A 22,580-nucleotide genomic window follows, 5' to 3' on the forward strand; every position below is an offset into this window, starting at 1 on the left:
TTGCAACTTAACTGAAACTGAATTGCCACCATGGCAATTGCGCGCAAGCCGTTTCTCCCACCGTCTGCAATATTTTCTATAATGCCCCGTTCGCCCAATCAGAGACCGGTATGACAGCCATCCATATCAAGTTCCCTGCCTTGACCCTCAAGGCCGGCAAACGCGCCTTCGCCCGCATTCGCGAGCAGGGTCTTGCGCCTGCCGACGTCGGCATTCTCCCCGGTGCGGCTGGCGGCCCCAAGGCCTTGGGCATCCAGGGCCTGGACCTGGCGCTGTTTGGTGACTGGCTACCCCGCGTGCCGCGCGAGCGTGCGCTGATCGGCGCGTCCATCGGTTCCTGGCGGTTCGCCAGCGCCTGCCTGCCCGACCCTGTGCAAGGCTTGCTGGACCTGGGCCGCCTGTATAACGAACAGCGCTTCGCCAAAGGCGTGACCATGGCCGGCGTCAGCCAGAGCTGCCAACGCATGCTCGATGAGCTGCTGGCTGGCCGCGATGCATGCATACTGGACAATCCCGACTATCGCCTGAACATCATGGTGGTCAAGAGCCACGGCCTGCTCGCCGACGACCACCGTGGGCGGCTGGGGCTGGGCCTGTCCTCGGTGATCGCGGATAACTTGCGGGGCCGCGCACGGCTGTCGCGGCATTTCGAACGGCTGATCATCCATGACCCGCGCCAGGCACCGCCGGTGCATCCCCTGCACGATTTCCCATCGCGCTTCCTCAGCCTGGAGTTGGGCAACCTGCGCCAGGCGCTGCTTGCGTCCGGCTCGATCCCCATGGTCATGCAAGGCGTGCGCGACCTGCCCGGCGCCGGTGCCGGCACCTATCGCGACGGTGGCCTGCTCGACTATCACCTCGACCTGCCCTACCACGGCGATGACATTGTGCTGTACCCGCACTTCACTGACCGGGTCATCCCGGGCTGGTTTGACAAGGGCCTGCCATGGCGACGCAGCAACCCGCAAGGCTTGCAGGATGTGTTGCTGCTGGCGCCCTCCAGGGACTACCTGGCACGCCTGCCCTACGGCAAACTGCCGGACCGCAGTGATTTCAAGCGCTTCATGGGTGATGACCCGAGCCGCAACAAGTACTGGCAAACCGCGATGAGCGAGAGCCGGCGACTAGGGGATGAGTTTTTGGCCTTGGCGGACAACAGCGCGCTGGGCGACCGACTGCTTGCCCTCTGACGGAAGGAGCGGTGTGCGCAGGGGCTGATCAAGCTGTTAAACTCGCCAACTGCCAGACACCTGACCGAGCTGAAAACACTGTGGAAATCTTCAAGGAATTTACATTCGAATCCGCCCATCGCCTGCCCCACGTGCCGGAGGGCCACAAATGCGGGCGCCTGCATGGGCATTCGTTCAAGGTTGCGATCCACCTGAGCGGCGACCTGGATCCCCATACCGGCTGGATTCGCGACTTTTCGGAGATCAAGGCGATTTTCAAGCCGCTCTACGAACGCCTCGACCACAACTACCTCAATGACATCCCCGGCCTGGAAAACCCCACCAGCGAAGTGCTGGCCAAGTGGATCTGGAATGAATTGAAGCCCCTGCTGCCGGAACTCAGTGCGATCCGCATCCATGAGACCTGCACCAGCGGCTGCATCTATCGCGGCGAGTAAGCGATCGCGTGTCGGAAAACCACCTGCGGGTGGTTTTTTCGAAGCGTCGGTGGAATCTTTCAGAGAAGCTCATTGCAATGATGCGCCCCGCCACTGTCCAGGATCTTGCTGCCATTGAGGCCATCGCCCAGGCCGCTTACTCACCTTACGTCTTGCGCATCGGCCGCAAACCCGCGCCGATGCTGGAAGACTATCGCCAGCGGATCGAAGCCGGTGGCGTACATGTGTTGGACCATGCGGGGCAGGTCCAAGGCTTTATCATCCTGCTCGATACCGACACTGGCCTGCTGTTGGATAACCTGGCCGTGGCACCGGATGCCCAAGGCCTGGGGCTAGGGCGCGTGCTGATGGATTTCGCCGAGCAACAAGCAGCCGACTCTGGGTACACGCACATCTACCTGTACACCAATGAGGCCATGACCGAGAACATCGCGCTATACGCTCGTCGAGGGTATGCACAAACCCATCGGGCCGTGGAAAACGGTCTGCGCCGGGTGTACATGAGCAAATTTCTACAGGCGATTTAACAGATCCAACTTGTGTCACTTGCTGCACCGTTTTCGCGCTTGATCGGCAACTCTGGCATGACCTTCTCTGCGACACTTGCTGGTTTGACTATAAATACGCTGCACAAACTGGGCGCATCACTGCCTCTGACTTGGCACGCACGCTGCAACAGGCCTGCGTCACTCACTCAGGGAGCAACCCACATGACGCAGCAGGAACCAGGCAACGATTACCCCCTCAGCGAAGTCCCCTTGCATGCGCGCAAGGGCCTGGCATCCACGGCCATGGTGCTGCTGGGCTTCACGTTTTTTACCGCTACCATGTTTGCCGGCGGCAAGCTTGGGGTAGCGTTCAGTTTCACCGAGATGCTCGGCGTCGTGGCCCTGGGTAACCTGTTGCTGGGTATCTACGCCGCAGGTCTGGGTTACATCGCCTTCAAGAGCGGCTTGAACTCGGTGTTGATGGGGCGTTTCTGCTTTGGCGAAGTCGGCAGCAAGCTCAGTGACTTGATCCTGGGTTTTACTCAGATTGGCTGGTATGCCTGGGGTACTGCCACGGCGGCCGTGGTATTGGGCAAGTATTTCGAATTGAGCCAGGGCAGCGTGCTGGGGTTGATGGTGGTGTTTGGCTTGCTGTTCTGCGCCACGGCCTACGTGGGGTATCGCGGGCTGGAAATCCTGTCCTATATCGCCGTGCCGGCCATGGGCATATTGCTGGTTCTGTCGATGTGGGTGGCGACCGTGAAAGTCGGCGGCCTGGATGGCCTGCTGGCGGTGGTGCCAACCGGTGAATTGGACTTATCCACGGCTATCACCCTGGTGTTCGGCACCTTTGTCAGCGGTGCGACCCAAGCCACCAACTGGACGCGCTTTTCACGCTCGGCCAAGGTCGCGGTGCTGGCTAGCCTGATCGGTTTTTTTATCGGCAATGGCCTGATGGTGCTGATCGGCGCTTATGGCGCCATCGTCTATCAGCAACCGGATGTGGTGGAAGTCTTGCTGCTGCAGGGTTTCGCCATGGCGGCGATGGCCATGTTGCTGCTTAACATTTGGAGTACCCAGGACAATACCATCTACAATTTTGCCGTCGCCGGCTGCAACCTGCTGCGCACCCGACGCCGCAAGACCGTGACCCTGGCCGGTGCGGTGATCGGCACCCTGCTCGCTTTGCTCGGCATGTACGAAATGCTGGTGCCGTACCTGATCCTGCTGGGCACGGTCGTCCCGCCGATTGGTGGAGTGATCATGGCGGATTTCTTCTATCGCTATCGCGGCCAATACCCACGCCTGGCGGTTGCTCGCCTTCCGGCGTTCAACTGGCCCGGTTTGGTAGCCTATGGGGTGGGCACCGTACTGGCGTTCAACTCGCCTTGGGTCGCACCACTGGTGGGGATCGTTGCCGCGTCGCTGACCTATATGCTGCTCAGCGCCATACTACGCGCCATGACCGCCTGGACATCGGTATCGCCCTGAGGATCCGGCGGCTGTCTGCCTGATTGTTTTTAGCCAAGAGGAACTTGACCATGCACATCATCAATGCCCGCCTGCGCAACCGTGAAGGCCTGCATGATCTGCACCTGGAACACGGCCGGATCGCCAGCATTACTGCGCAAACCGGGATCCCGACACTCACGAGCGGCGACCTGGACGCCGCCGGTAACCTGGTCATACCGCCCTTCGTAGAACCCCATATCCACCTCGACGCCACCCTCACCGCCGGGGAACCGCGCTGGAATATGAGCGGCACGCTGTTTGAAGGCATCGAGTGCTGGGGTGAGCGCAAGGCCACTATTACCCTGGAAGACACCAAGACCCGCGCCAAAAAAACCATCCAGGCCCTCGCCGCCCACGGCATCCAGCATGTGCGCACCCATGTCGACGTCACCGACCCGGACCTCACGGCACTCAAGGCCCTGCTGGAGGTGCGCGAAGAAAGCGCGCACCTGGTCGACCTGCAAATCGTCGCCTTCCCCCAGGAGGGCATCGAGTCGTTCCGCAATGGCCGCGAACTAATGGAAGAGGCCGTTCGCCTGGGCGCCGACGTGATCGGCGGTATCCCCCACTTCGAATACACCCGCGACCAAGGGGTCAGTTCAGTGAAATTCCTCATGGACCTTGCCGAACGCACGGGCTGCCTGGTGGACGTGCACTGTGACGAAACCGACGACCCGCACTCACGCTTCCTCGAAGTCCTCGCCGAGGAAGCCCGCAGCCGCGACATGGGCGCGCGGGTCACCGCCAGCCACACCACGGCCATGGGCTCCTACGACAACGCTTACTGCGCCAAACTGTTCCGTTTGCTGGGGCATTCAGGCATCAGCTTTGTCTCCTGCCCCACTGAAAGCATCCATCTGCAAGGTCGCTTCGACAGCTTCCCGAAACGCCGGGGTGTCACCCGTGTCAACGAACTGCTTGAGGCCGGCATGAACGTGTGCTTCGGCCAGGACTCCATCGTTGACCCCTGGTACCCCCTGGGCAACGGCAACATCTTGCGGGTCCTGGAAGCCGGCCTGCACATCTGCCATATGCTCGGCTACCGTAACCTGCAAAACGCCCTCGACCTGGTGACCGACAACAGTGCCAAGGCCATGGCCCTGGGCGACCGATATGGGCTGCAGGCCGGTCGCCCCGCCAACCTGCTGATCCTGTCCGCCGACAGCGACTATGAGGTCGTTCGCAGCCAGGGCCTGCCGCTGTACTCGATCCGCAACGGCAAGGTGCTGATGAAACGACAGCCGGCGCAGGTGGATTTTTTATATAACCCGGCTGGCTAGACGATTGAGTCGATGTCCAGCGTTTGCGCTTTTCCCTGATCATGGTGTGCAGGCGGCGGAATGCTGGCAAATTGAGCAAGCTCGCGGTTTTCAGCGTGACTGAACCAACGTTTGAGGCTCGATTGCAGTTGCGCAGACTGTGCTTGACTGCCGTAGACGTCGCGAGCTTCAAGGCGACGCCAGCGCAGGGTTGCCAGGCGCTCGCGGCTGGTGTGCAAGCGGTCGATCTCGGCGTTCAAGGCATCGGTAGGTTCATAGCTGCGATCATTGGCTGGACGCTGGCGGGCAAGTTCTCGCCGTTTGGCTCTCAGTTGCTCGCGCATATCTTCGAGGGCGCGGTCGAGCAGCTCAAACTCCCTCAAGGTCACCAGGGGGCCTTGGCGATCCAGGGCTTGCTGCCAGCGTCGCAGTGTGGCCCAGGCTGCGGGGATGTAGCTGGCGGTCATGAAGTGTTGGCCGGCCTGAAAAAGCTGCCGCAGCAGATTGTCACGGTCGGGCATATCGCCCTGGAGTTGCAATGCGCGATGACAGCCCGCCTCCTGGATGGACTCACAGCCAGGTTTCCATAGCACCGAAGAATGGGTGCCGTCCGGGAGCGTGATCGGCATGAAGTGATGTTGCTCACCGTGATGTTGATAGGGGTTGCCGCCCACACGTATCAGCCCGGCGGCGAACAATAGGCCTCCGGGTGCAGGGGCACTGAATAATGTGATGGCCCCGGGGATCCAGAGTTTGGCGGTGGTGTTCATCCAACGCGCCGGAACGCTGGGGACGGGGTCGTTGTGGTTGACGATGCGGTGATGGACCAGGGATGAGGCGCCGGCGATGAACTCGGAGTCGGCGGCGCGAGGGGCGCCGTAGGTGTAGAGGAGAATGTTGTAGTTAGCATCCGGGGTTCGGCGCAGCCCTTCGGCCAACAGTGTTGCAATAGCGCCGCCAAGGCTGTGGCCGCAAATCACAATACGCTGGCCAATGTGGAATTGGTCAAGGTATTGCAATACGAAATCACGCATAGCACGGTAAGCCTGGTAGAAGCCCTCGTGGACTTTACCAACGCCGTCGACGAAAGCCACTTGATGGGCGTCTGCGTCACGTAGCGCATCAGCACCGCTGACGGTTCCTCGCACGGAAATCAGGATGACCTCGTCGTGGTGAGTGATGAACGCCTGGGTATCAGTGCCAAATTTTTCGTCATCGAAAAAATGCAGGCGTGCAGGGTGTTCCTGCTTGTCCTTTAGTTCCGGGCGATTTTGGGGATATAAGTCAGGATCGAAAGGCAGGATTTCGAAACGCTGGGAGTATGGGACTTCTTCATAGAGCGGATAGAAACGCTGCGTTTGCTTCGGATCGATTTGCCAGGCTTCCTCGCAGATCGAGAGCTGCTCGGAAAATAAATGTCCAATGCTGGGGACCAGCGGGAAGATGACCTGATCAACTGGACACTCAGAGGGCTGCTGACCAAAATCGAGGTAACTGACGGCAGATATTAGAGCCAGTTGGTACAGGTTCAAAGCGCACAACTGGTCGACAGTGGATAGCAATGGCCGTAGGGCTCGCAACGGTCGTACCTCAAGTACAGAATGTTGATTAGGGAACAATACGACTCCTGACAACAATGGCTGAGGTGGACCGAAGCCGAGTTCGGCCATCATCTTTAATGCATGCCGCTTGGGACGGTGAGCTGACGAAGCCAACGGCGGTAAGTGAGCGTTATGGCGGACTAAATCCCTGACTTCAACTTGATAAAACCTATGCCCTTGATGATTCGCAGGATCTCGCTCAACACGCTTACCGTCATTCCCGGAAAAAAATGTTCGCTCGGCGCGAATTTGAAGCTCTGTAATGGGTAGCTTGTATGTTTGGCGAGTTCTAAGCAGGTAATAAGGTTCCTCAGTTCCGGTGTACAAACTATCCAATATCAAAACAACAGGGCCTCGGTAAAAATCTCGCAGCTGGGCGAACCCATCACTATTCAATCTACCGATGTATTGGCGCCCTGAACTGTCATGGAGCGTGTATGGAAGCCCGCCATAAGCCTTTCCACTGCACGTTTCATCGACCAAACGAAAACTTGCCCAGTGTCCTTGTAATGCGCAAGCAGGCATTTGTTCATCAAAATAAGCTTGCTTCCATCCGTCCAACTTCATGACTTCATCCTTGTTATTGGCATGTTGGGTAGATATCACATATGCGCCCGTCCGGCATTTTTATGGGTTTAAATTCCGTGGCGTTATCTGTGCAATACCCATATAGGTCCTCGAAACTCTTCCCTCTGCAACGTTTCCACCCACCCGGGACAGCTATCCATCTGTCATCAAACGCAGGCAACTCATCCTTGCTGACAGATAGCACCAGCCTCAGCTTTTTCCCAGCTAACTGCGACCGTTGCGCAACGCCCCCCACCCGCGACATTCGCAATGCCCCCATTGAATCCAGTGAATTGCAGATCAGTAGTTTCCTGATTGCATGCAACGGCCCCACCGTCCGAAAATGCCATCTACATTGCCCAAGTACTTTCTGTGTGCCCGCCTCTGGCAACTCACCTTCCACACGATCTTGAATGGAAATACTTGCAAAGTTACCACCCACATCCGTACTCCGCTTTCCCCATTTCGCATAGAAATCAAACTCCAAACTACGCAGTACCAACGGGCACCCTTCTACCGTTTCAGTCAGCGGTAACTCATAACTCACCCTGCTCGCGACAGGTTTGTAGTCTGTAAAAAAGACTTTCCGCTCCGGTCTCTTGCCCCGGCGTCTCGGCAAGACACAGGTTTCACCCGTTGCAGGTCGATAATTAGCCGCCGTTTTAAGTTCAAACTGCGGCGGCAAATCCACCTCCAACGTAAAATGCTCTACCCCCTTCCCCGTACACCCCGAAAACCCTACGACCCCGACCACAAGCAACCCCACTTTCATCCATCTATTCACCCTTCCCTTCCTCCCTGCGCCACTGCTCCACCACCCGTTCAAAATGCGCCCCTGGCGCCTCGCCTACCCTCGGTTGCCAATGGACAATGCTGCTGCGGGTCGCCTCTTCCAACCGACGCACCACCAAAAACTCCAACTGCTCAGGCGTGTGCCATTGCCAGGTGCGTGCCTGCTCCAGTACCTGGGCCAGCCAGATCCTCGGGTCTTGAAACTCAACCAATGCAGCCAGGTCTTCGCTGTGCTCGGCCAACAGGTAGCGCAGGATATTGGCGTGCAGGATGGCTTCGGCCTGGGGATTGGGTGCACCCAGCCAAGGTGACGGGTCGGGTACCGGATAGTCGCCTGGTGCGGGGTTCTCGGCCTGGCACCAACGGCCTGCGTGCCAATAGCACACGCTGATGAGCGGCCCGAGGTAGTCCGGCCAATGCGCTTTAGATAAATGGGCCAAGGCACGCCCTAGGGTGCGGTTGTCGTGAATTCGATAAAGCACCTGCTGGCCCTTGGGCCCCAGCAGCAATCGCGCGCGCCAATGTCGTGTCACATCGTCCAAATCGGCAGCAGGCAAACTACCCATCCACCCCCAATTCGACTCGGGGTGTTGCAGCAGCTCGACCAATGCAGGTTCCTGCATCTGCTCCAGCAACACTATGAGCGGGCCTGAGCTCGCCAATTGCGCCGCATCGGTCTCGCTGTAGAGTTCGCAATAGTGCAATGGGCCGCGCCCTGCCAACAGAGGTTGGCGAGCCGTGTTATGGCCCTCCAGCATCAGGCACAGCGCGTACCCTCTCTGCCGCTGTTGAGCCATCCATCGATTGGGCAAGCTGTCCATCAAGCCGCCCTCCCCACGATATCGCAGCCGCCTTCTCGGCAGCCTTCGCACAGGGGGCAAAAATCCGCGCCCAGTTGCTTGGCCAAGTCCATGATGACGCCTTGCACCGCAGATATTGGCGCGTCAACCCGCACAGGGCCCACCGGATGGGTTGCCGACGGTGTGCCACCAAGGCTGATGGTGCGGCTGCTGAAAATACTCCCGGCTTGAATCACCAGGTGCTCTCCGCCCGCCTTAAGGCTCAGTTGCGCACCCGCATCGATTACCAGGCTGGCACCGGCCTGGAGATGAATCTGCTGGCCGGCTTCGATCACCAGGGTCTGGCCAACTCGGGTCAGGCTATCGCCCTGCACGTCGAGGTAGTCATGCGCCTTGAGCGTTACCTTGCGATCACCGTCGACGTGGCGATGCTCCTCGCTTTCCAGCCGGAGCGTGCTCATCCCTCGGATGATTTCATGCCTCTGCCCGGCGACTTCCAGGCGGCTGTCACGGCCCACCTGTTGTTCCAGGTCGCGTTGTGCGCGCAGGTAGATCAGTTCTTCGCCGCGCCTGTCTTCAAGGTGCAACTCGTTGGCCCCTGCTCCGTGGGGAGAACTGCGGCTACGCAGAACGCTGCGCGTCTTGTGCTGCGGCAAGGGGTAGGCGGGCAGGTGTAGCGCATTGGGCAGGCAACCGCTGACCAGGGGTTGGTCGGGGTCGCCCTCCAGGAAGCTCACGAGCACTTCCATGCCCACCCGTGGAATGACCATGGCGCCAAACCCATCCCCCGCCCAACCGGACGCCACCCGCAGCCAACAGCTGCTGGTATCGTCAGGTTTGTCCCGACGATCCCAATGAAAGCGCACCTTCACACGGCCATAGGCATCGCAATGGATATCCTCACCCGCAGGCCCGGTCACCGTCGCGGTTTGGCTGCCACTGATCGTCGACTTGGGGTGCTTGAGCGGCGGTCGATGCACTGCGCTCCAAGGTGTCGCGGTGAAGCGGTTGCGATAGCCTTGAAACCTGTCGACTCCAAATGCGGCCTCCTCCAAAACCTGCGGTTGGTAGCCCTCATGACGTACCGAAGTCAGTAGCCACAAGTCGTTGCAGACTGGATCGGGGTGATCGCACAACTCGAGAAAGTGACCACTGCATAACGCCGGTTGATCGCTCTTGCCCAATACTCGATGACGATCACGCTGATGGCGCTCCAGGCCGCGGCGCGCCAGTTGAGCACCTCGTTCACGGCTGGTGAACCCAGCGGGGGAGCCATAGTCTTCCAAAGGATCCGTGGCTCCGGCCTGGGCTTGCAGGTGTAGCGAAGGATGCTCAAAGTCGAAATCACGGCGTACGCTGCGTTGACTGCGGGTTTGCAGGCGCCGGTCGAAACGCTGGACTACGCGGGCCTCGAGCGCCGGATCAGGCGATGAACAATAACGCTGCACCGGTAACCTTCGAAATACTGTCTGGTCATCACCAAACACCAGCAGATGATTGTCCGTACTATGGCGAAAATGGAAGTGAATACCCTCCTCTTCACACAGTCGCTGGATGAAGTGCAGGTCGGACTCCATGTACTGCACGCAGAATGTCCGCGGGGGATACACCACCGGCCCGAGCTCGAAGGTATAGGTATCGGCGAGAATGCCGTGGTGCTCAAGGATCGTCGCAATAATCTGCGGCACGTTGCGCTGCTGGAAAACCCGCTGGTTGCGGCGATGGGCAAGCCATGCAAGGCGGGGGGCCAGCGTCAGGTGATAACGGGTGAACCGTACGCCCTGGTCATCCCGGCCGATGGCGTAGACCTGCCCATGCAGGCCCGTATCCCCCTCGCCGAAGTCCAGATAGGCGGGTTGACGAAGCAAGGCTTCCAGGTCAATGGAAGGGTCTTCGCTGATCAATTGCATGTGAATGAAGTACGGCTGGTCGAGGGCTTCGTGACCTTTGAAGGACAAAACCTGGAAGTCCGTATTAATACCTGGAAGCAACAATTTAAAACGTGAGGAAGAAAACGCGTGAACCATCCTTTGTTACCCGCCATCAACTTTTTCGATTGAAATACTCTTCCACGCCAACCCTCAATGGCTTGCGAAAAAAGCACCTGAACACGTTAAAGCTTAGCGATTTCGGCAACGTTTCGGATGTTAAAAAATAAAAGAGAAGTTTCGTACGTCGAGATTGGAAGTGTCTTTTAAAAAATGCGACACGCTGTAAAACAAGGCTCGCTAATATCAAGAAACTTCTTACTTTGACTTACAGTTTTAACAGCTAACAATTCAGGAAACAGCTGACACCGGATTAAGCCGTCCGGGGTTTTCACAGGTTCAGGTTATCAGTCGGGCGGCCCCAAACAGACTGACACTCAACAGGTTCCCAGCCTCCGCCTGCACATGCACTGGAGCCGTACCACCCGGCATTACCACGGCGACGTCTCCAGCCTCCACCCAACCCGCTCGCCACGCGGCACAAGCCACGGCGCAGGCGCTGGTGCCCGAAGACGCGGTAGGCCCTTCACCTCGCTCAAATACACGGGCAATGACGCGCTTGCCGGAGTCCCGAGCGGCCCACTGCAGGTTGACCCCACCGACACAGGGTTGGCCACTACCTGCCGGAGGGGCAAAGGCGATGCTCTGTAAACGGTTGAACAACCCTGGCTGATGCATCGTATCGTTAGCTGGCAAGGCGCACGCCTGCTCCAGTAACGTTACGCAATGGGGGTTGCCCACCCGCACAAACTGACTGCGCCACCATTGAGGGTCAATCGCGGCCAGGGCTGCCACATGGCTGAACTCATGTCGCCCCGCTGCCACCGTACCCACGCCAATTGCCCCTACTGCCAGCGGCCCGAACTCGGGGCGACCCAAGGTCAGCCAGAAACCACGTATCTGTTCGTAGAGTGCAGGCTCGATATAAGTCACCACGGGCGATACCGCATCGGGCTTGTCGTGATACACGCGCAATTCGCTGCCCTGGGTCATCATGCCTTGGTCAGTCAACGCTTGGGCGAAGATAGTCAGGCCATTGCCACTGCGTTCGGCCAGGGAGCCGTCGGTATTGATGATCAGTAAATCAAACGGTGGCCGGGCCTGGAAAGGCCCCACCAGCAAACCGTCGCAACGGTACGCCTTGGCATCCTTCGCACGTGGCAATGAACCCCAGCTACATTCGGACGCAACAGCTGACGCGGCCCACGCCTTGCGCGTGCTTGCAGCCGTGCCGGCGTTGTCGGGCACCTCAATTCCCCGGCTGCATAAATAGGAAGGGCTGACCACGCCATAAATATTGCCGCGCGCATCGTAAAACCGGGTCATGACCACGCCCGCCTTGAATTTTTCATCGGTTCGTCCGCTCTGATACCTGCTTAGCGCGACAGCAGCGTATTACAGATCGCTCGATGTGTGGGAAGTGGGCTCAAAGGTGGTAATCCACCGCAAGAAACCTGAGGCTCAACCACCCTCACAAGGATTACACACCTTCAGGTCACCCCTTACAGGCACGATAACTTCAGTGTGGTTTTCAAGCGTCAACGCGTTCCGTGTTCGTAAAATAATGCTATCAATCCGCATTTTTTACCCCGCACGCGAAGGGAACCCTACTCGCTCGAAAAGGCCTGATGTGCAAGGATGTCACGCCGGACATCGTTCGCTGAACGCAAAACCAAGGATTTTTCATGACTGCCATTCCTACTCCAGCCCCCGTGGTTCCCGGGCGGTTGGAACAAATGTCCACCCGTATCGCTTTTTTTATCGCCGGTTTTGGTATTGCCGCGTGGGCGCCCTTGGTGCCGTATGCCAAGGCGCGCGCGAACCTGAACGAAGGCACGCTTGGTCTATTGCTGTTGTGCCTGGGGGTGGGTTCGATCATCGCAATGCCGGCGGCGGGTGCGCTGGCGTCTCGCTACGGTTGCCGGCGCGTGCTTACCGCCGGGACGCTGATGATCTGCCTGGCCCTGCCGATGTTGGCCACTGTCAGTTCGATCCCGTTACTGATCGCCGGGTTATTCCTGTTTGGTGCGGGCCTGGGCACCGTGGACTCCACCGTGAATCTGCAAGCCGTCATCGTTGAGCGCGCCAGTGGCAAGACCATGATGTCAGGGTTTCATGGCCTCTTCAGCCTGGGTGGCATTGTCGGCGCGGCAGGAGTTTCCGGTTTGCTGGGGCTGGGCCTGTCGCCCCTGCAGGCGACCCTGGTGGTGGTCATTATCATGGCAGTTGCGCTGTTCAAGGCCGCGCCGCACCTGTTGCCGTATGGCAGTGAAAGCTCAGGTCCTGCATTTGCAGTGCCCCACGGAGTGGTGCTGTTTATCGGCTGCTTGTGTTTTATCGTGTTCCTGGCTGAAGGTGCCGTGCTGGATTGGAGTGCGGTATTCCTGAGTGCTGAGCGTGGCCTGGATGAGGCCTACGCCGGTCTTGGCTACGCGGCATTTGCCTTGACCATGACCGCTGGGCGCCTGACCGGTGATGCCATTGTCCGACGCCTGGGCGCCACGCTAGTGATCGTGATCGGTGGCGCGCTGGCGTGTGCCGGCTTACTCCTGGCGACATTATTGCCGGCTTGGGAAACAGCGTTGCTCGGGTACGCATTGGTGGGTGCCGGGTGTTCGAATATCGTGCCGGTGCTGTACACCGCCGTCGGTAGACAAAAAGTCATGCCTGAACATATTGCAGTGCCGGCCATCACCACCCTGGGTTACGCCGGTATTCTCGCCGGCCCCGCCATGATCGGCTTTATCGCCCATGGCAGCAGTTTGAGTACCGCTTTCGTGCTGATTGCGGTATTGCTGGCGGCAGTCGCTATCAGCGGCAGAATCCTCAAGGTGTAGGTCACGGCTCAACGCGCTTTGCGAGCTTTGTGCTGCTCCTGCCAACGTTCGAGGTTTTTGTTGCACAGGTGGTCTTCTACATGCGGCGGGCCAAACAGGCGTGGAGTATTCGCATGCTTCAGCGCAGGTAGCAGACCCGGCCGCTCAAAAATGTTCTTCATCGTGTAGACGCACATTTCGCTGTACTTGGACCTGGGCATCCCGGTGGACGGGTCCAGCACCGGGTTGCCCTGTTGATCAACCTCATACGGATCCTGCAAAACTTCCCTGAGTTTTGCGATGTCGACGTACTGGTGCTGTTCGAAAAGAAAGGTCCGATCCTTGGTTTTATCTCTCAAGTGCTCAAACTGCCCTTGCAGCGCCTCAACCACATCAGCATTGCCCTGGGCATGAAAGGGATCCTGGCTGAAGGCGCTTGGGGAGCTGTTGCCCTGCAACGCCTGGGCCGCCGCCCTGAGACTATCTCGCGTGATATCACCGTCACGACCGAAGATCGCATCGCTTAGTCGCGGGCGCTCGAGAATTTCCCGGACGACCTGAATCGCGCCGTCCAACTCCTCGTTTTTTCCGGTGGGCTCAGCGGCGATCCGCTGCAATGACAACCAGGTCAAGCGCCCGTCATTCATATACGAGTGCAGCAACCCGAAGGCTTTCTCCAGGGCACTCGCCAATTGCTTGTCCGTGGAGTTGGGGCCCGGCAGGGAAAACTGCGCCCGCTGCGGGGGGAAGTTCTGCAAGTTTCGATGACGCAGGACAGACAATGTTTCGCGCAGCAGGAAGGGCTTGCGAGGCCCAACAGCCGCAGGCACGGAGGGCGTTTCACTCCAGGCTCCAGCGCTGTCGACCGGTGGTGGCGCCATGGGTTGCGGGGCCGGTCCACCAGGGGCGTGAGACCGCCCGGGAGGTAGTACACCATCGATTGACATGGGTTTTCTCCAACTCTTTGAGATGCATATCCGCTTGGTGATCGGCTCGGTGATGACCAAAATCAACGAATGAATTCCACTCGGACAAGCACATCATGTGTGGTTGGATGAACCCGGCAGTTCCTTACGGACAACGAATACCAATAACAATATGTAAAACCGCAACCAGCGATGCTCAACCCAACTTGCGTCTGCGCCACCAGCCCGCGAGGGTGTGAATCAGCCCGACATTTTTTATCGATCCGGCACCATCTTCGGGGGTCTGTCCGTCCGCAAGCATGCCCCTGGAAAAGTCATCCGAAACGGGCGCCTGGAATTGTCGCTGACCGGCAAAAGCCTTCATGCGCAGGGCTTGGGCCGCATGTTCCTTTGCAGGGGTGTGCAGGCCTCGCGTTGCTGCGCCCTCCTCTGATACCGCAAGTTTCGCGTCCTGGGTGCTGTGCAAGAGTTCAAGGCGCTGGGATGGGGGGGAGTTAAACGAGGTTGAAGTCATGAGTTTGCCCTCACTCGGAATCTGAAAAGCGGCGGGTGAATCACTACTGTAGATATCAGCTATGTGGCAAATGAGTGTAATCCGTTCCTCGAACAATTGAGTCAGGCGCCGCATTCGCCGTGCAGCGCCTGTAGGTTGGTCACTTGGACAATAGGACCAATGCTCTCCAATTGATCTTTCCGTCCCCGTCTTTACTGGCAAGGTCGTCCATCAGTTTGAGCAGATTACCTCGCTGGATCACTGCCTGGGCCAACTGGATAAGGTGGTCCTTTTCAGCGTCGCCTGTGAAAGGTTGGCGGGCGAGCTTTTTCAGGTCGTGGATTCTAAGGCCTGGCCCCCAGGGCCAGCCCTTCAATTCGTCAAAATGCTCGAGCATTTCAGCGGCCAACTCCTTGTCAGACTTGTACTTGAAGTAGTTTTCGCCCTTGATGACCGCGATCACATTCTGAAAGTCGATGAGATTATCCAATGCACCGGTAGACGCTTGTCGGTCAAGCGCCGCCATCAGTTCCGGACGCCGCAGCAGCTCATTGGCCAAGCGAATGTTCTCCCGCATGGCGGGGTTAGGCGACCACCCTCTTCTCGCCATCGCAAGGATGCTGTCAACACTGATATACCCTGGATTCCTGGGGTCCCTGAAAGCATGGAAACTGTCGCGCAATTGCGCTGCCAACTCTTCATTGTTCTTCAGCGAGTATTGCGGATCTGGCCTGCCAGGCGCGACCGGATAGGGCCTTTCTCCGCCGGTAGGGTCTGGTCGCGGTGGCGGGTTGCTCGCCCCGGGATTCGGCCTCGGCGGCGGATTGCTGCAACCTGGGTTCGGCCTTGGTGGTGGACCGCCGCAGCCTGGATACGGAGGCGGCCGATGTCCGGAAAACCATTGGTTCATCCATTGCTTGAACTGGCTCAGGAAATCCTGCATTGCAGGAGCGTGATGATGGTGATGGTGGCTGCCTGACACATCTGCGCCAGTGGTGGCCGCCTGATGGTTGCCGAACACTGGACCGGCCTTACTTTCCCCGGATTGAAAATTTACGTTGGCGGAACTCTGACCTTTGAAAGAAGGCGCAGCAGGCGCTTCACGAGTGTTCTTGACCTCGGGCTTGGCAGTGGCCTGCGAAGGATCAGAGGTTGATGAGGTAGAGACGGGGGATGGATCCAACATCGGTACCGACATGCGTTTCTCCATTACAGTGGGCGCGATTTTCAGCTTGTCGCTCCAACTTAGTGTCGAAGCCCATCAGCTTTCCCATGTGTGGCTTTTTGTCGGAATCAGTTCCTGTGCCAGCAACAATATATGCTGTGCGAGTGTAGGAAACAGATCGAGCAGGCAATGGTCTTTTAGCTGCTGCCCCCAGGCAAAGCGGCGGCGTGCCCGAGCAAAAAAAAATCGCAACCCGTGGGTTGCGATTTTTCCTATCAACTGAATATCAGAACCCGACGCTTGCCTGGACGAAGAACGTACGCGGCTCACCCAGGTATATCCCGGCGTTGTTGTCGCTGGAGCGCGTGTAATGCTGCTGGTCAAAGACGTTTTTTACACCCACGCCCAGCTTGAGGTTCGACAATTGCGCGCCAAAGTCATAGCCGCTGCGCAGGTTGACGGAGACATAACCTGGGATGTCGCCATATTGGCCATCGTCGGTGCCCTGGGTAATGTAGGTGGTGCCGGTACCTGGTGCACGCTGCTTGGATTGCGCATAGACATCGAGGTTATGGGTCCAGTGGTTGACGTCGTAGCGCAGGCCCAGCGTCGCCACTTCACGGGAGTACAGGGGCAGGTCGCGGCCCTTGAACGGTACATCACCTTCGGAGGTGGCCTTGGTATAGGTAAAGCCGGCGTTAGCCGTCAGCCCGTCAAGGCGCGGGTCGAGATTGGACAGGTCGTAGTGGGCCGAGGCTTCGACACCGGCGTGCTTGGTGGCGCCGAGGTTAGTCCAGCCTACATCGTTGCTGACGTATTGCAGCTCATCCGAGAAGTCGATGTAGAACAGTGTCACTTCGCCGCCCCAGACGCTGTCGTTGTAGCGCGTTCCGATCTCGTAGGTCTTGGCTTTTTCCGGGTTAAGGCCATTGGCGGTCTGGTTGCCGGTGCCGCCCTGGCCCAGCTGGAAATACTGCAGGCTGCCGAAGGAGGTTTCGTAATTGGCAAACAGTTTCCAGGCATCGGAGACGTGATACATCACGCTCAGGGCCGGCAAGGGCTCGTTGTTGTGGATCTCGCGGCGTTTTTCCTCGGTACGCTTGCCGTTCAGGGCCACGACGGGGCGGTCATGCCATTGGGTGCGGATATCTTCAAAGCGGATGCCCGGAGTGATGGTCCATTTGCCAATATCGATTTTGTTGTCGATGTAGAAGGCGTTGGCTTCGGTGCCACCGGTGCGGTCCTGATAGACATGGCCATCGCTCTGCCCGCCCGGCGTCGGCACGTTGTTGACCAGGTTCAGGCTGGTGGCTTGCTCGTGCATGCCTTCCTTGAGGTAACGGTAGCCAACGCTGACTTCCTGGGTGCTCGGGCCCAGGTCAAACACATGGGACACCCGCGGCTCGATACCAAAGGTGTAGTAGGTGCGCGGGTAGGAACTGAGGGTTTTCAAATCACGGTTGGCGATGTTGCTGCCACGGAAGCTGTCGGAATAGTAGGTCAGCACTTCGGCCTGGGTGCGATCATCGATCTGGCGGATGTACTTGAAGGACACGTCCTTGCGGCGACCGCTGAAGTTGTCCCAGTCGCGCACCGACTGATACGGGTTGGCGTCGAATTGCTGCTGGGTCAGGCCGCCGGGCATGTCGGCGCTGGCGTCGTAGTAGTGGAAGTTCAGCGAGAAGTCGTCTTGATCGGTCGGCGCCCAATGGGTCTTGAAGATCACGTCGTCGATATCGTTGGAGTTATTGCTGTTGCGATAGCCGTTGCCGTTGACCCCGGAGTACAGCAATGCGGCGCCGATGCCGTTGTCTGCCGTGCCGCCAATAAAGGCGTTCTCCACATGCTTCCAGCCACCATGGGCGGAGGTCTGCAGGGTAGTGCCGACCTCACCGGAGAATTTCTCCGGAATTGCGCGGGTCACGAAGTTGATCACGCCCCCCACGTTCTGTGGCCCATAACGTACGGAGCCGGCCCCGCGGACAACGTCGATGCTTTCCAGGTTACCGGCAGAAATCGGTGCCATCGACAGTTGCGGCTGGCCGTACGGGGCGAAGGCCGCCGGTACGCCGTCGATCAGCACGGTGGAGCGCGGCGACAGCCGTGAGGTCAAGCCGCGTACACCGACGTTGAGGGAAATATCGCTGCCGCCGGTGCCGTTGGCTTCCTGCACCTGCACGCCTGGTATACGTCGCAGCACATCACCGACGTTCATCGCGCCCTGCTCCACCATGGCTTCGCGGCGCACCACGGTACGCGCACCCGGATGGTTTTGCACCACGGCGGCATCAGCATCGCCGAGCCAGTCGCCCACCACCTTGATATCGGTGACTCCCAGCTCCAACGGTGAACCCGCTTCACCGGTGCCGTTACTCACCGGGCGCAGGGTCACGGAGCCGGCGTCGATCTGGTAATCCAGCCCACTGCCCTGCAGCAGTTGGCGCAGGGCTTGTTCGGGCGAGAGGTTGCCATCCACCGCTGGGGCTTGCTTGTCGGCCACCATGTCGGGGCTGAAGAACACTTGCAGCGAAGTCTGCTGGCCCAGTTGGCTGAGCGCAGCACCCAGTGACTGGGCGCGGATATGTATGCCATCGGCCGCATACGTGGCAGGCAGCGCGGTGCTGACCGCAATGGCCAGGGCCAGGGGAGCCCAGCGAGAGATTTTATTATTGTGGATGGCGAGTTTTTTCACGTCGAACCTAGTCCTGTGATCGCAAGAGTGTGCGGCTGTTAATGCAAACCAGTTGCGGTTGCAGTTGCAGGAGAAGACGAAGAACTCGAAAAAAACCTGAATGTCAGCGTGAAATAATTTCCTGACTGCCGTCCGGCAAGGTGCGCAAGGCCACGGGGAGGATGTGCGGCAAGGCTTTGAGCAAGGCGTCGGTGTCACTGGATTTGAATACGCTGGTCAGGCGCAGGTTGCCCACCGCTGCCGTACTGACACGCAGCGGTTGCTCACGGTAGCGCGACACTTCCCGGGCCACCTCGCCCAAGGTGGCGTTGTTGAACACCAGTTTGCCGGTACGCCACGCTGTCAGTTCTTCAGGGTTCACCGCGTAGGCCGCTGCCACTTGGCCTTGGGTATCGACATGGGTGCCACGGCCGGCGGTGAGCGTCACTGTCTGATCCGATATGCGCCCCTGCACCTTGACCGTACCGGCCTCGACCGCCACGCGGGTCTGGTCTTCATCTCGGCGCACATCAAAACGCGTGCCGGTAACCGTTACCTGACCTGACCCGGCGACCACGACGAACGGGCGCCCGGCGTCATGCTCGACACTGAACATCGCCTCGCCCTGCTTGAGTTCCACGTTCCGCAGGCCCTTTTCATAGCGAACCGCGGCCACGCTGCGGCTGTTGAGGTCCATCACCGAGCCATCGGGCAAGGCTACCTGGCGATGCTCGCCCAATCGGGTGCTGAACTCTGCACTGTAAGGCTTTGACTGGCCCACCCCGCTGACTAAACCCAGGCCCACTGCAATGGCGACCACACTGGCGGCAACGGCATAGTGCAATACCGCACGGCGCCTGGGAGGCTCGACCGGCGTATCGCCCAAGGCCTGCAAGCGGGCCCTGGGCAGCAGATCGGTGGCGCCCCACAGCCCTTGCAGCACATCGAATTCATACTGGTGCTCAGGCGCCCGCGCCCGCCAGGCATCGAAACGTTGCCGCTCCTCGGCATTCAATGGGCCGTCCTGCAGGCGTACAAACCATTGCGCGGCCTCATCACGGACACGGTTATCCATCGAGCAAGATCCTGATTCAAAGCGGGTCATGGCGCCATCGCATCCAGACGATCACGCAGATGCCGCAGGGTGCGGATCATATACTTTTCCACCATGTTTTTAGACAGCCCCAGGCGCTCGGCGATTTCCTGCTGGGTCAGGCCCTCGATTTTCTGCCAGATGAAAATCCTGCGACAGTTGAGCGGCAGCTCCGCCAAGGCCCGCTCGATGGAATCGGCCAACTGGATCGCGTGCATGTAATGCTCCGGATCACCACCATGGGGCAAGCTGTGATCAATGACTTGAAGCGTCAGCGCCGCGCGGCGGTCTTCGCGGCGGTAGGCGTCCACCGCAATATTGCGTGCGGTTTGATGCAGGTAGGCGCGCGGTTGTACTACCTCGCTGGCGCGGGACTCAAGCACACGCACAAAGGTGTCATGGGCCAGATCTTCGGCTTGCTGGCGGTTTCTCAGGCGGCGCGTCCAGGTTCCGATCAACTCTTCGTAGTGCTCGAAAAAGCCTGTTCTGCGGGGCGGCTGAGGGGTCATCGCGGATGCACTGGGTAGGCGGGGCGTGAATAGTAATGCTTCCTATTAAGCAGGGCAATTGCTGCTGATCGCCTGCGCCACTTCTGTTCCCGAGAGCACTTATTTTTTTGAAATAACCGCACTCATATATTGATGCAGGTCGCGCAGATCCTTAATGCTCCAGGCATGCGGCGCTATCTTTACACCGTTCTCCCGCAACGTTCTTGGGATCAGGTCGCCATTGGGACGAAGGATGATCGACGACACGATAACTCCCGGATAATCCTTGAGCCGCTGCTTGAAAGCTGTGGTGGTAAGGTCAGGCGTTGGCGGATTGCTTTTTTTAGCCAATGGCCCGGTCGCTCTGATATCGGGCCCATGACACACCGCGCATCTTTGGAGGTAGAGCGTCTTGCCATTAATGTTTTCTGCCAAGGCCCCCGACGTTTGAGCCAGTGACAAAACCGCTGATAGACCTATGAGTATTTTGTTCATGCGTGCGGTGCCTGTCGGCATATACATTCCATCGCGCCCTCTCCATTCCCTTTATTCTAAGCACCATACGATAACATTCACCTTCCGGCCGAGCGCTACACCTATGCACACGCCTTTTATCGATACCCGCTGCCACCACGCCTTACGCCTTGCCTGCAACGTCAGCACTTACCCGCACAAGTTCTGTTTGAGCGAATCCAATCGAAAACTCATCAGTTCCCTGACGGATGAATGCCCGGGCGTGCAGACATTGGTCGAACAGCTGTGCCAGATACAGGCGCTGCTGGCACCCAAGCTGCCACTCACCGGCACGAGCGCACTGTGGAAATCCCGCGAGGCGCATCTGCAGCAAACCCAGATACACACCACCGTCGACACGGGACCTTTACCCGACGGCACCCTGACCGATATTGCGCGGCTGCTCGATCTGCAGCTGTTTGAAACCGTACTCTCGACCATGCCATGCGAAGCCAAGGGTGCCCCATCCTCGCATGACACTGTTAGCCTGACGTGCCAATGCGTTTGGCTTTCTGAGCTACTGGCGCTGGTCATACTGGGTATCGCCAGGGCAACCCTTGATGAGACCGGCCGTTGCAGCATCACGCCGTCCTCGGACGCCATGCGCATGCACCTTCGACGAGTGTGGTTTGGTTCAGCCCTGGAGCAGGCATCTCTTGCGTCTGCCTCCCTGGCCATCCAGAGCCTTGCCATCGTGGCCGCCGACCCGGCTCGACGAAACCAACTGCCAAACGCCAGCGTATCGGCATTGACTATATTTCCCCAGCATTGGCGACTGCCGCCAGACTACGGTCCCGTGGCCGGATTATTATTCGATCAACTCGAACCCTTGCTGCTGATGATCATTCACGCGGTGCATGGGGCACAGCACCCTGGAACCCCACCCTTCGATCATCGCCACGCCGCGCAGAAGGGCATCACGCCGGTCTACGAACTTGTCTGTCAGATTCAAGCGCAACTCCCCGTGGTTGACCGGCTGTTCGATTTCTCTGGAGGCGGACTGATCCTGGGAACGCGCAACCTGGCGAGTGGCGCCATCGAGACAGCCGAAAAACTTGCAGAAATAAAGCTCGGTGCCAATTGGCACGGCAAGGCCACCTCTGATGCACAGAAGGCCTACCTGTTGAACCGGCTCAAACGTTGCGCCCATATTGAAGTGCTCGATTTCGAACTGCTGCAACACCATACAAAAGACAGTGCCGTGGAAGTGGATGTCGATTTTTTCATCCGGGACAACCTGCACGGCCAGGTTTATGGCGTTCAGCTCAAACACCTCAAGAAGCGCTCCCATAGCGGTCTACTGGGATGGCTCAGCCTGCTCCGGGAGCCGGCAAGTGGGTTGGGTAACCTGGTCCGACAGTTGGAAAACCTGGTGCTGGTTGCCCGCAACGATGAGAAGGCTCGGGCGGTGCTGATCGGCAACGGGCTCACACCGGCCGAATGCGAGCGCATCATCCCGGTAGGCTTGCACAATGTCGGAAGCATGGACATGTGGTCACTTCAAAACGGCATCCTGCTCTATGACATGCACACGTTTGTGAACCTGGTGGCCGGTAGGGCTGCGGTCGAAATCGGCATGGTCGACGGGCAAATCATTCATCGGCCGGCCGCCGCCCGCGCAGGGCCTCCTCCCAGCCCCCATGCTCCGGACTCGGCCATTGATGCCTACCTGGCCGATCCCCTGTTCCAGCACCTGTCCCGGTTTGACAGCGCTGCCAGGGTCAGCCGACGGGTATGTATCGGCGCGCATACCGTTGTTGCCCATGGACTGGGCATATGAG

Annotated in this window: 19 protein-coding genes; 7 read left to right on the forward strand and 12 right to left on the reverse strand. The window is 58.8% G+C overall.

The annotated features are described in order from the left end of the window. Positions 1 to 110: 110 nt before the first annotated feature. The 5 genes from ASD70_RS07835 (at position 111) to codA (ending at position 4,907) form a co-directional block, all read left to right on the forward strand. The gene (locus ASD70_RS07835; RefSeq protein ID WP_056846108.1) at positions 111 to 1,190 is read left to right on the forward strand and encodes a hypothetical protein; all 1,080 of its coding nucleotides are present in this window, start codon (positions 111 to 113) and stop codon (positions 1,188 to 1,190) included. 80 nt (positions 1,191 to 1,270) lie between these two features. After that, positions 1,271 to 1,627 carry a 6-carboxytetrahydropterin synthase QueD gene (gene queD / locus ASD70_RS07840; RefSeq protein ID WP_003190259.1) on the forward strand — a complete coding sequence of 119 codons (357 nt, stop codon included), beginning with the start codon at positions 1,271 to 1,273 and terminating at the stop codon, positions 1,625 to 1,627. A gap of 77 nt (positions 1,628 to 1,704) precedes the next feature. Then, positions 1,705 to 2,154, forward strand: a complete 450-nt coding sequence (locus ASD70_RS07845) for a GNAT family N-acetyltransferase (protein WP_056846109.1) — start codon at positions 1,705 to 1,707, stop codon at positions 2,152 to 2,154. Between the two features lie 183 nt (positions 2,155 to 2,337). Beyond that, on the forward strand, positions 2,338 to 3,606 hold the full coding sequence (gene codB, locus ASD70_RS07850; protein WP_056846110.1) for a cytosine permease: 1,269 nt from the start codon (positions 2,338 to 2,340) through the stop codon (positions 3,604 to 3,606). A gap of 50 nt (positions 3,607 to 3,656) precedes the next feature. Beyond that, positions 3,657 to 4,907 carry a cytosine deaminase gene (gene codA / locus ASD70_RS07855; RefSeq protein WP_056846111.1) on the forward strand — a complete coding sequence of 417 codons (1,251 nt, stop codon included), beginning with the start codon at positions 3,657 to 3,659 and terminating at the stop codon, positions 4,905 to 4,907. Here the strand turns inward: codA and ASD70_RS07860 are convergent. The 5 genes from ASD70_RS07860 to ASD70_RS07880 form a co-directional block, all read right to left on the reverse strand. Next, complete coding sequence (locus tag ASD70_RS07860) at positions 4,904 to 7,054, reverse strand: lipase family protein (protein WP_056846112.1); 2,151 nt, start codon at positions 7,052 to 7,054, stop codon at positions 4,904 to 4,906. The genes codA and ASD70_RS07860 overlap by 4 nt on opposite strands. A gap of 13 nt (positions 7,055 to 7,067) precedes the next feature. Further along, positions 7,068 to 7,826, reverse strand: a complete 759-nt coding sequence (locus ASD70_RS29335) for a hypothetical protein (protein WP_056846113.1) — start codon at positions 7,824 to 7,826, stop codon at positions 7,068 to 7,070. Between the two features lie 4 nt (positions 7,827 to 7,830). Continuing rightward, positions 7,831 to 8,667, reverse strand: coding sequence for a DUF4123 domain-containing protein (locus ASD70_RS07870; RefSeq protein WP_056846114.1), 837 nt, complete (start codon positions 8,665 to 8,667; stop codon positions 7,831 to 7,833). Beyond that, complete coding sequence (gene tssI, locus ASD70_RS07875) at positions 8,667 to 10,673, reverse strand: type VI secretion system tip protein TssI/VgrG (protein WP_056846115.1); 2,007 nt, start codon at positions 10,671 to 10,673, stop codon at positions 8,667 to 8,669. Before tssI ends, ASD70_RS07870 begins: the two co-directional genes overlap by 1 nt. Positions 10,674 to 10,973: 300 nt before the next feature. Then, entirely contained in the window at positions 10,974 to 11,960 is a 987-nt protein-coding gene (locus ASD70_RS07880) for a diaminopimelate epimerase (RefSeq protein WP_056846116.1), read from the reverse strand. 359 nt (positions 11,961 to 12,319) lie between these two features. Here ASD70_RS07880 and ASD70_RS07885 point away from each other — a divergent pair, with 359 nt between their 5' ends. Beyond that, positions 12,320 to 13,471, forward strand: a complete 1,152-nt coding sequence (locus tag ASD70_RS07885) for an MFS transporter (RefSeq protein WP_046068975.1) — start codon at positions 12,320 to 12,322, stop codon at positions 13,469 to 13,471. Between the two features lie 8 nt (positions 13,472 to 13,479). On the opposite strand, the gene ASD70_RS07890 is transcribed toward ASD70_RS07885, so the two are convergent. From ASD70_RS07890 to ASD70_RS07925, 7 genes are all read right to left on the reverse strand, one after another. Next, entirely contained in the window at positions 13,480 to 14,331 is an 852-nt protein-coding gene (locus ASD70_RS07890; RefSeq protein ID WP_236708695.1) for a type III secretion protein, read from the reverse strand. A 241-nt stretch (positions 14,332 to 14,572) separates the two neighbouring features. Further along, a complete protein-coding gene (locus tag ASD70_RS29340) occupies positions 14,573 to 15,004 on the reverse strand; it encodes a type III secretion protein (protein WP_235577300.1) in 432 nt (143 codons plus the stop codon). Between the two features lie 25 nt (positions 15,005 to 15,029). Continuing rightward, a complete protein-coding gene (locus ASD70_RS29120; RefSeq protein ID WP_177342314.1) occupies positions 15,030 to 16,067 on the reverse strand; it encodes a type III secretion effector protein in 1,038 nt (345 codons plus the stop codon). A 253-nt stretch (positions 16,068 to 16,320) separates the two neighbouring features. Continuing rightward, the gene (locus tag ASD70_RS07910; protein ID WP_046068977.1) at positions 16,321 to 18,726 is read right to left on the reverse strand and encodes a TonB-dependent siderophore receptor; all 2,406 of its coding nucleotides are present in this window, start codon (positions 18,724 to 18,726) and stop codon (positions 16,321 to 16,323) included. A gap of 103 nt (positions 18,727 to 18,829) precedes the next feature. Continuing rightward, positions 18,830 to 19,780 (reverse strand): FecR family protein, encoded by a 951-nt coding sequence (locus ASD70_RS07915; RefSeq protein ID WP_046068978.1) that lies wholly within the window; start codon positions 19,778 to 19,780, stop codon positions 18,830 to 18,832. Positions 19,781 to 19,806: 26 nt separating this feature from the next. Continuing rightward, positions 19,807 to 20,307 carry a sigma-70 family RNA polymerase sigma factor gene (locus tag ASD70_RS07920; RefSeq protein WP_046068979.1) on the reverse strand — a complete coding sequence of 167 codons (501 nt, stop codon included), beginning with the start codon at positions 20,305 to 20,307 and terminating at the stop codon, positions 19,807 to 19,809. A gap of 99 nt (positions 20,308 to 20,406) precedes the next feature. Further along, positions 20,407 to 20,781, reverse strand: coding sequence for a c-type cytochrome (locus ASD70_RS07925; RefSeq protein ID WP_046072524.1), 375 nt, complete (start codon positions 20,779 to 20,781; stop codon positions 20,407 to 20,409). A gap of 103 nt (positions 20,782 to 20,884) precedes the next feature. On the opposite strand from ASD70_RS07925, the gene ASD70_RS07930 reads away from it, so the two are divergent. Beyond that, the gene (locus ASD70_RS07930) at positions 20,885 to 22,579 is read left to right on the forward strand and encodes a hypothetical protein (RefSeq protein ID WP_056846117.1); all 1,695 of its coding nucleotides are present in this window, start codon (positions 20,885 to 20,887) and stop codon (positions 22,577 to 22,579) included. Position 22,580: the final 1 nt, after the last annotated feature.

The organism is Pseudomonas sp. Root569 (assembly GCF_001427465.1).
In the GTDB taxonomy this organism is placed as follows: Bacteria; Pseudomonadota; Gammaproteobacteria; order Pseudomonadales; family Pseudomonadaceae; genus Aquipseudomonas; species Aquipseudomonas synxantha.

Excerpts from the sequence above, each read along its gene's own strand:
- ASD70_RS07835 (WP_056846108.1), top strand. The coding sequence starts at position 111 with ATGACAGCCATCCATATCAAGTTCCCTGCCTTGACCCTCAAGGCCGGC.
- ASD70_RS07845 (WP_056846109.1), top strand. The coding sequence starts at position 1,705 with ATGATGCGCCCCGCCACTGTCCAGGATCTTGCTGCCATTGAGGCCATC.
- codB (WP_056846110.1), top strand. The coding sequence starts at position 2,338 with ATGACGCAGCAGGAACCAGGCAACGATTACCCCCTCAGCGAAGTCCCC.
- codA (WP_056846111.1), top strand. The coding sequence starts at position 3,657 with ATGCACATCATCAATGCCCGCCTGCGCAACCGTGAAGGCCTGCATGAT.
- ASD70_RS07860 (WP_056846112.1), bottom strand. The coding sequence starts at position 7,054 with ATGAAGTTGGACGGATGGAAGCAAGCTTATTTTGATGAACAAATGCCT.
- ASD70_RS29335 (WP_056846113.1), bottom strand. The coding sequence starts at position 7,826 with ATGAAAGTGGGGTTGCTTGTGGTCGGGGTCGTAGGGTTTTCGGGGTGT.
- ASD70_RS07870 (WP_056846114.1), bottom strand. The coding sequence starts at position 8,667 with ATGGACAGCTTGCCCAATCGATGGATGGCTCAACAGCGGCAGAGAGGG.
- tssI (WP_056846115.1), bottom strand. The coding sequence starts at position 10,673 with ATGGTTCACGCGTTTTCTTCCTCACGTTTTAAATTGTTGCTTCCAGGT.
- ASD70_RS07880 (WP_056846116.1), bottom strand. The coding sequence starts at position 11,960 with ATGACCCGGTTTTACGATGCGCGCGGCAATATTTATGGCGTGGTCAGC.
- ASD70_RS07885 (WP_046068975.1), top strand. The coding sequence starts at position 12,320 with ATGACTGCCATTCCTACTCCAGCCCCCGTGGTTCCCGGGCGGTTGGAA.
- ASD70_RS07890 (WP_236708695.1), bottom strand. The coding sequence starts at position 14,331 with ATGGCGCCACCACCGGTCGACAGCGCTGGAGCCTGGAGTGAAACGCCC.
- ASD70_RS29340 (WP_235577300.1), bottom strand. The coding sequence starts at position 15,004 with ATGCGGCGCCTGACTCAATTGTTCGAGGAACGGATTACACTCATTTGC.
- ASD70_RS29120 (WP_177342314.1), bottom strand. The coding sequence starts at position 16,067 with ATGTCGGTACCGATGTTGGATCCATCCCCCGTCTCTACCTCATCAACC.
- ASD70_RS07915 (WP_046068978.1), bottom strand. The coding sequence starts at position 19,780 with ATGGATAACCGTGTCCGTGATGAGGCCGCGCAATGGTTTGTACGCCTG.
- ASD70_RS07920 (WP_046068979.1), bottom strand. The coding sequence starts at position 20,307 with ATGACCCCTCAGCCGCCCCGCAGAACAGGCTTTTTCGAGCACTACGAA.
- ASD70_RS07925 (WP_046072524.1), bottom strand. The coding sequence starts at position 20,781 with ATGAACAAAATACTCATAGGTCTATCAGCGGTTTTGTCACTGGCTCAA.
- ASD70_RS07930 (WP_056846117.1), top strand. The coding sequence starts at position 20,885 with ATGCACACGCCTTTTATCGATACCCGCTGCCACCACGCCTTACGCCTT.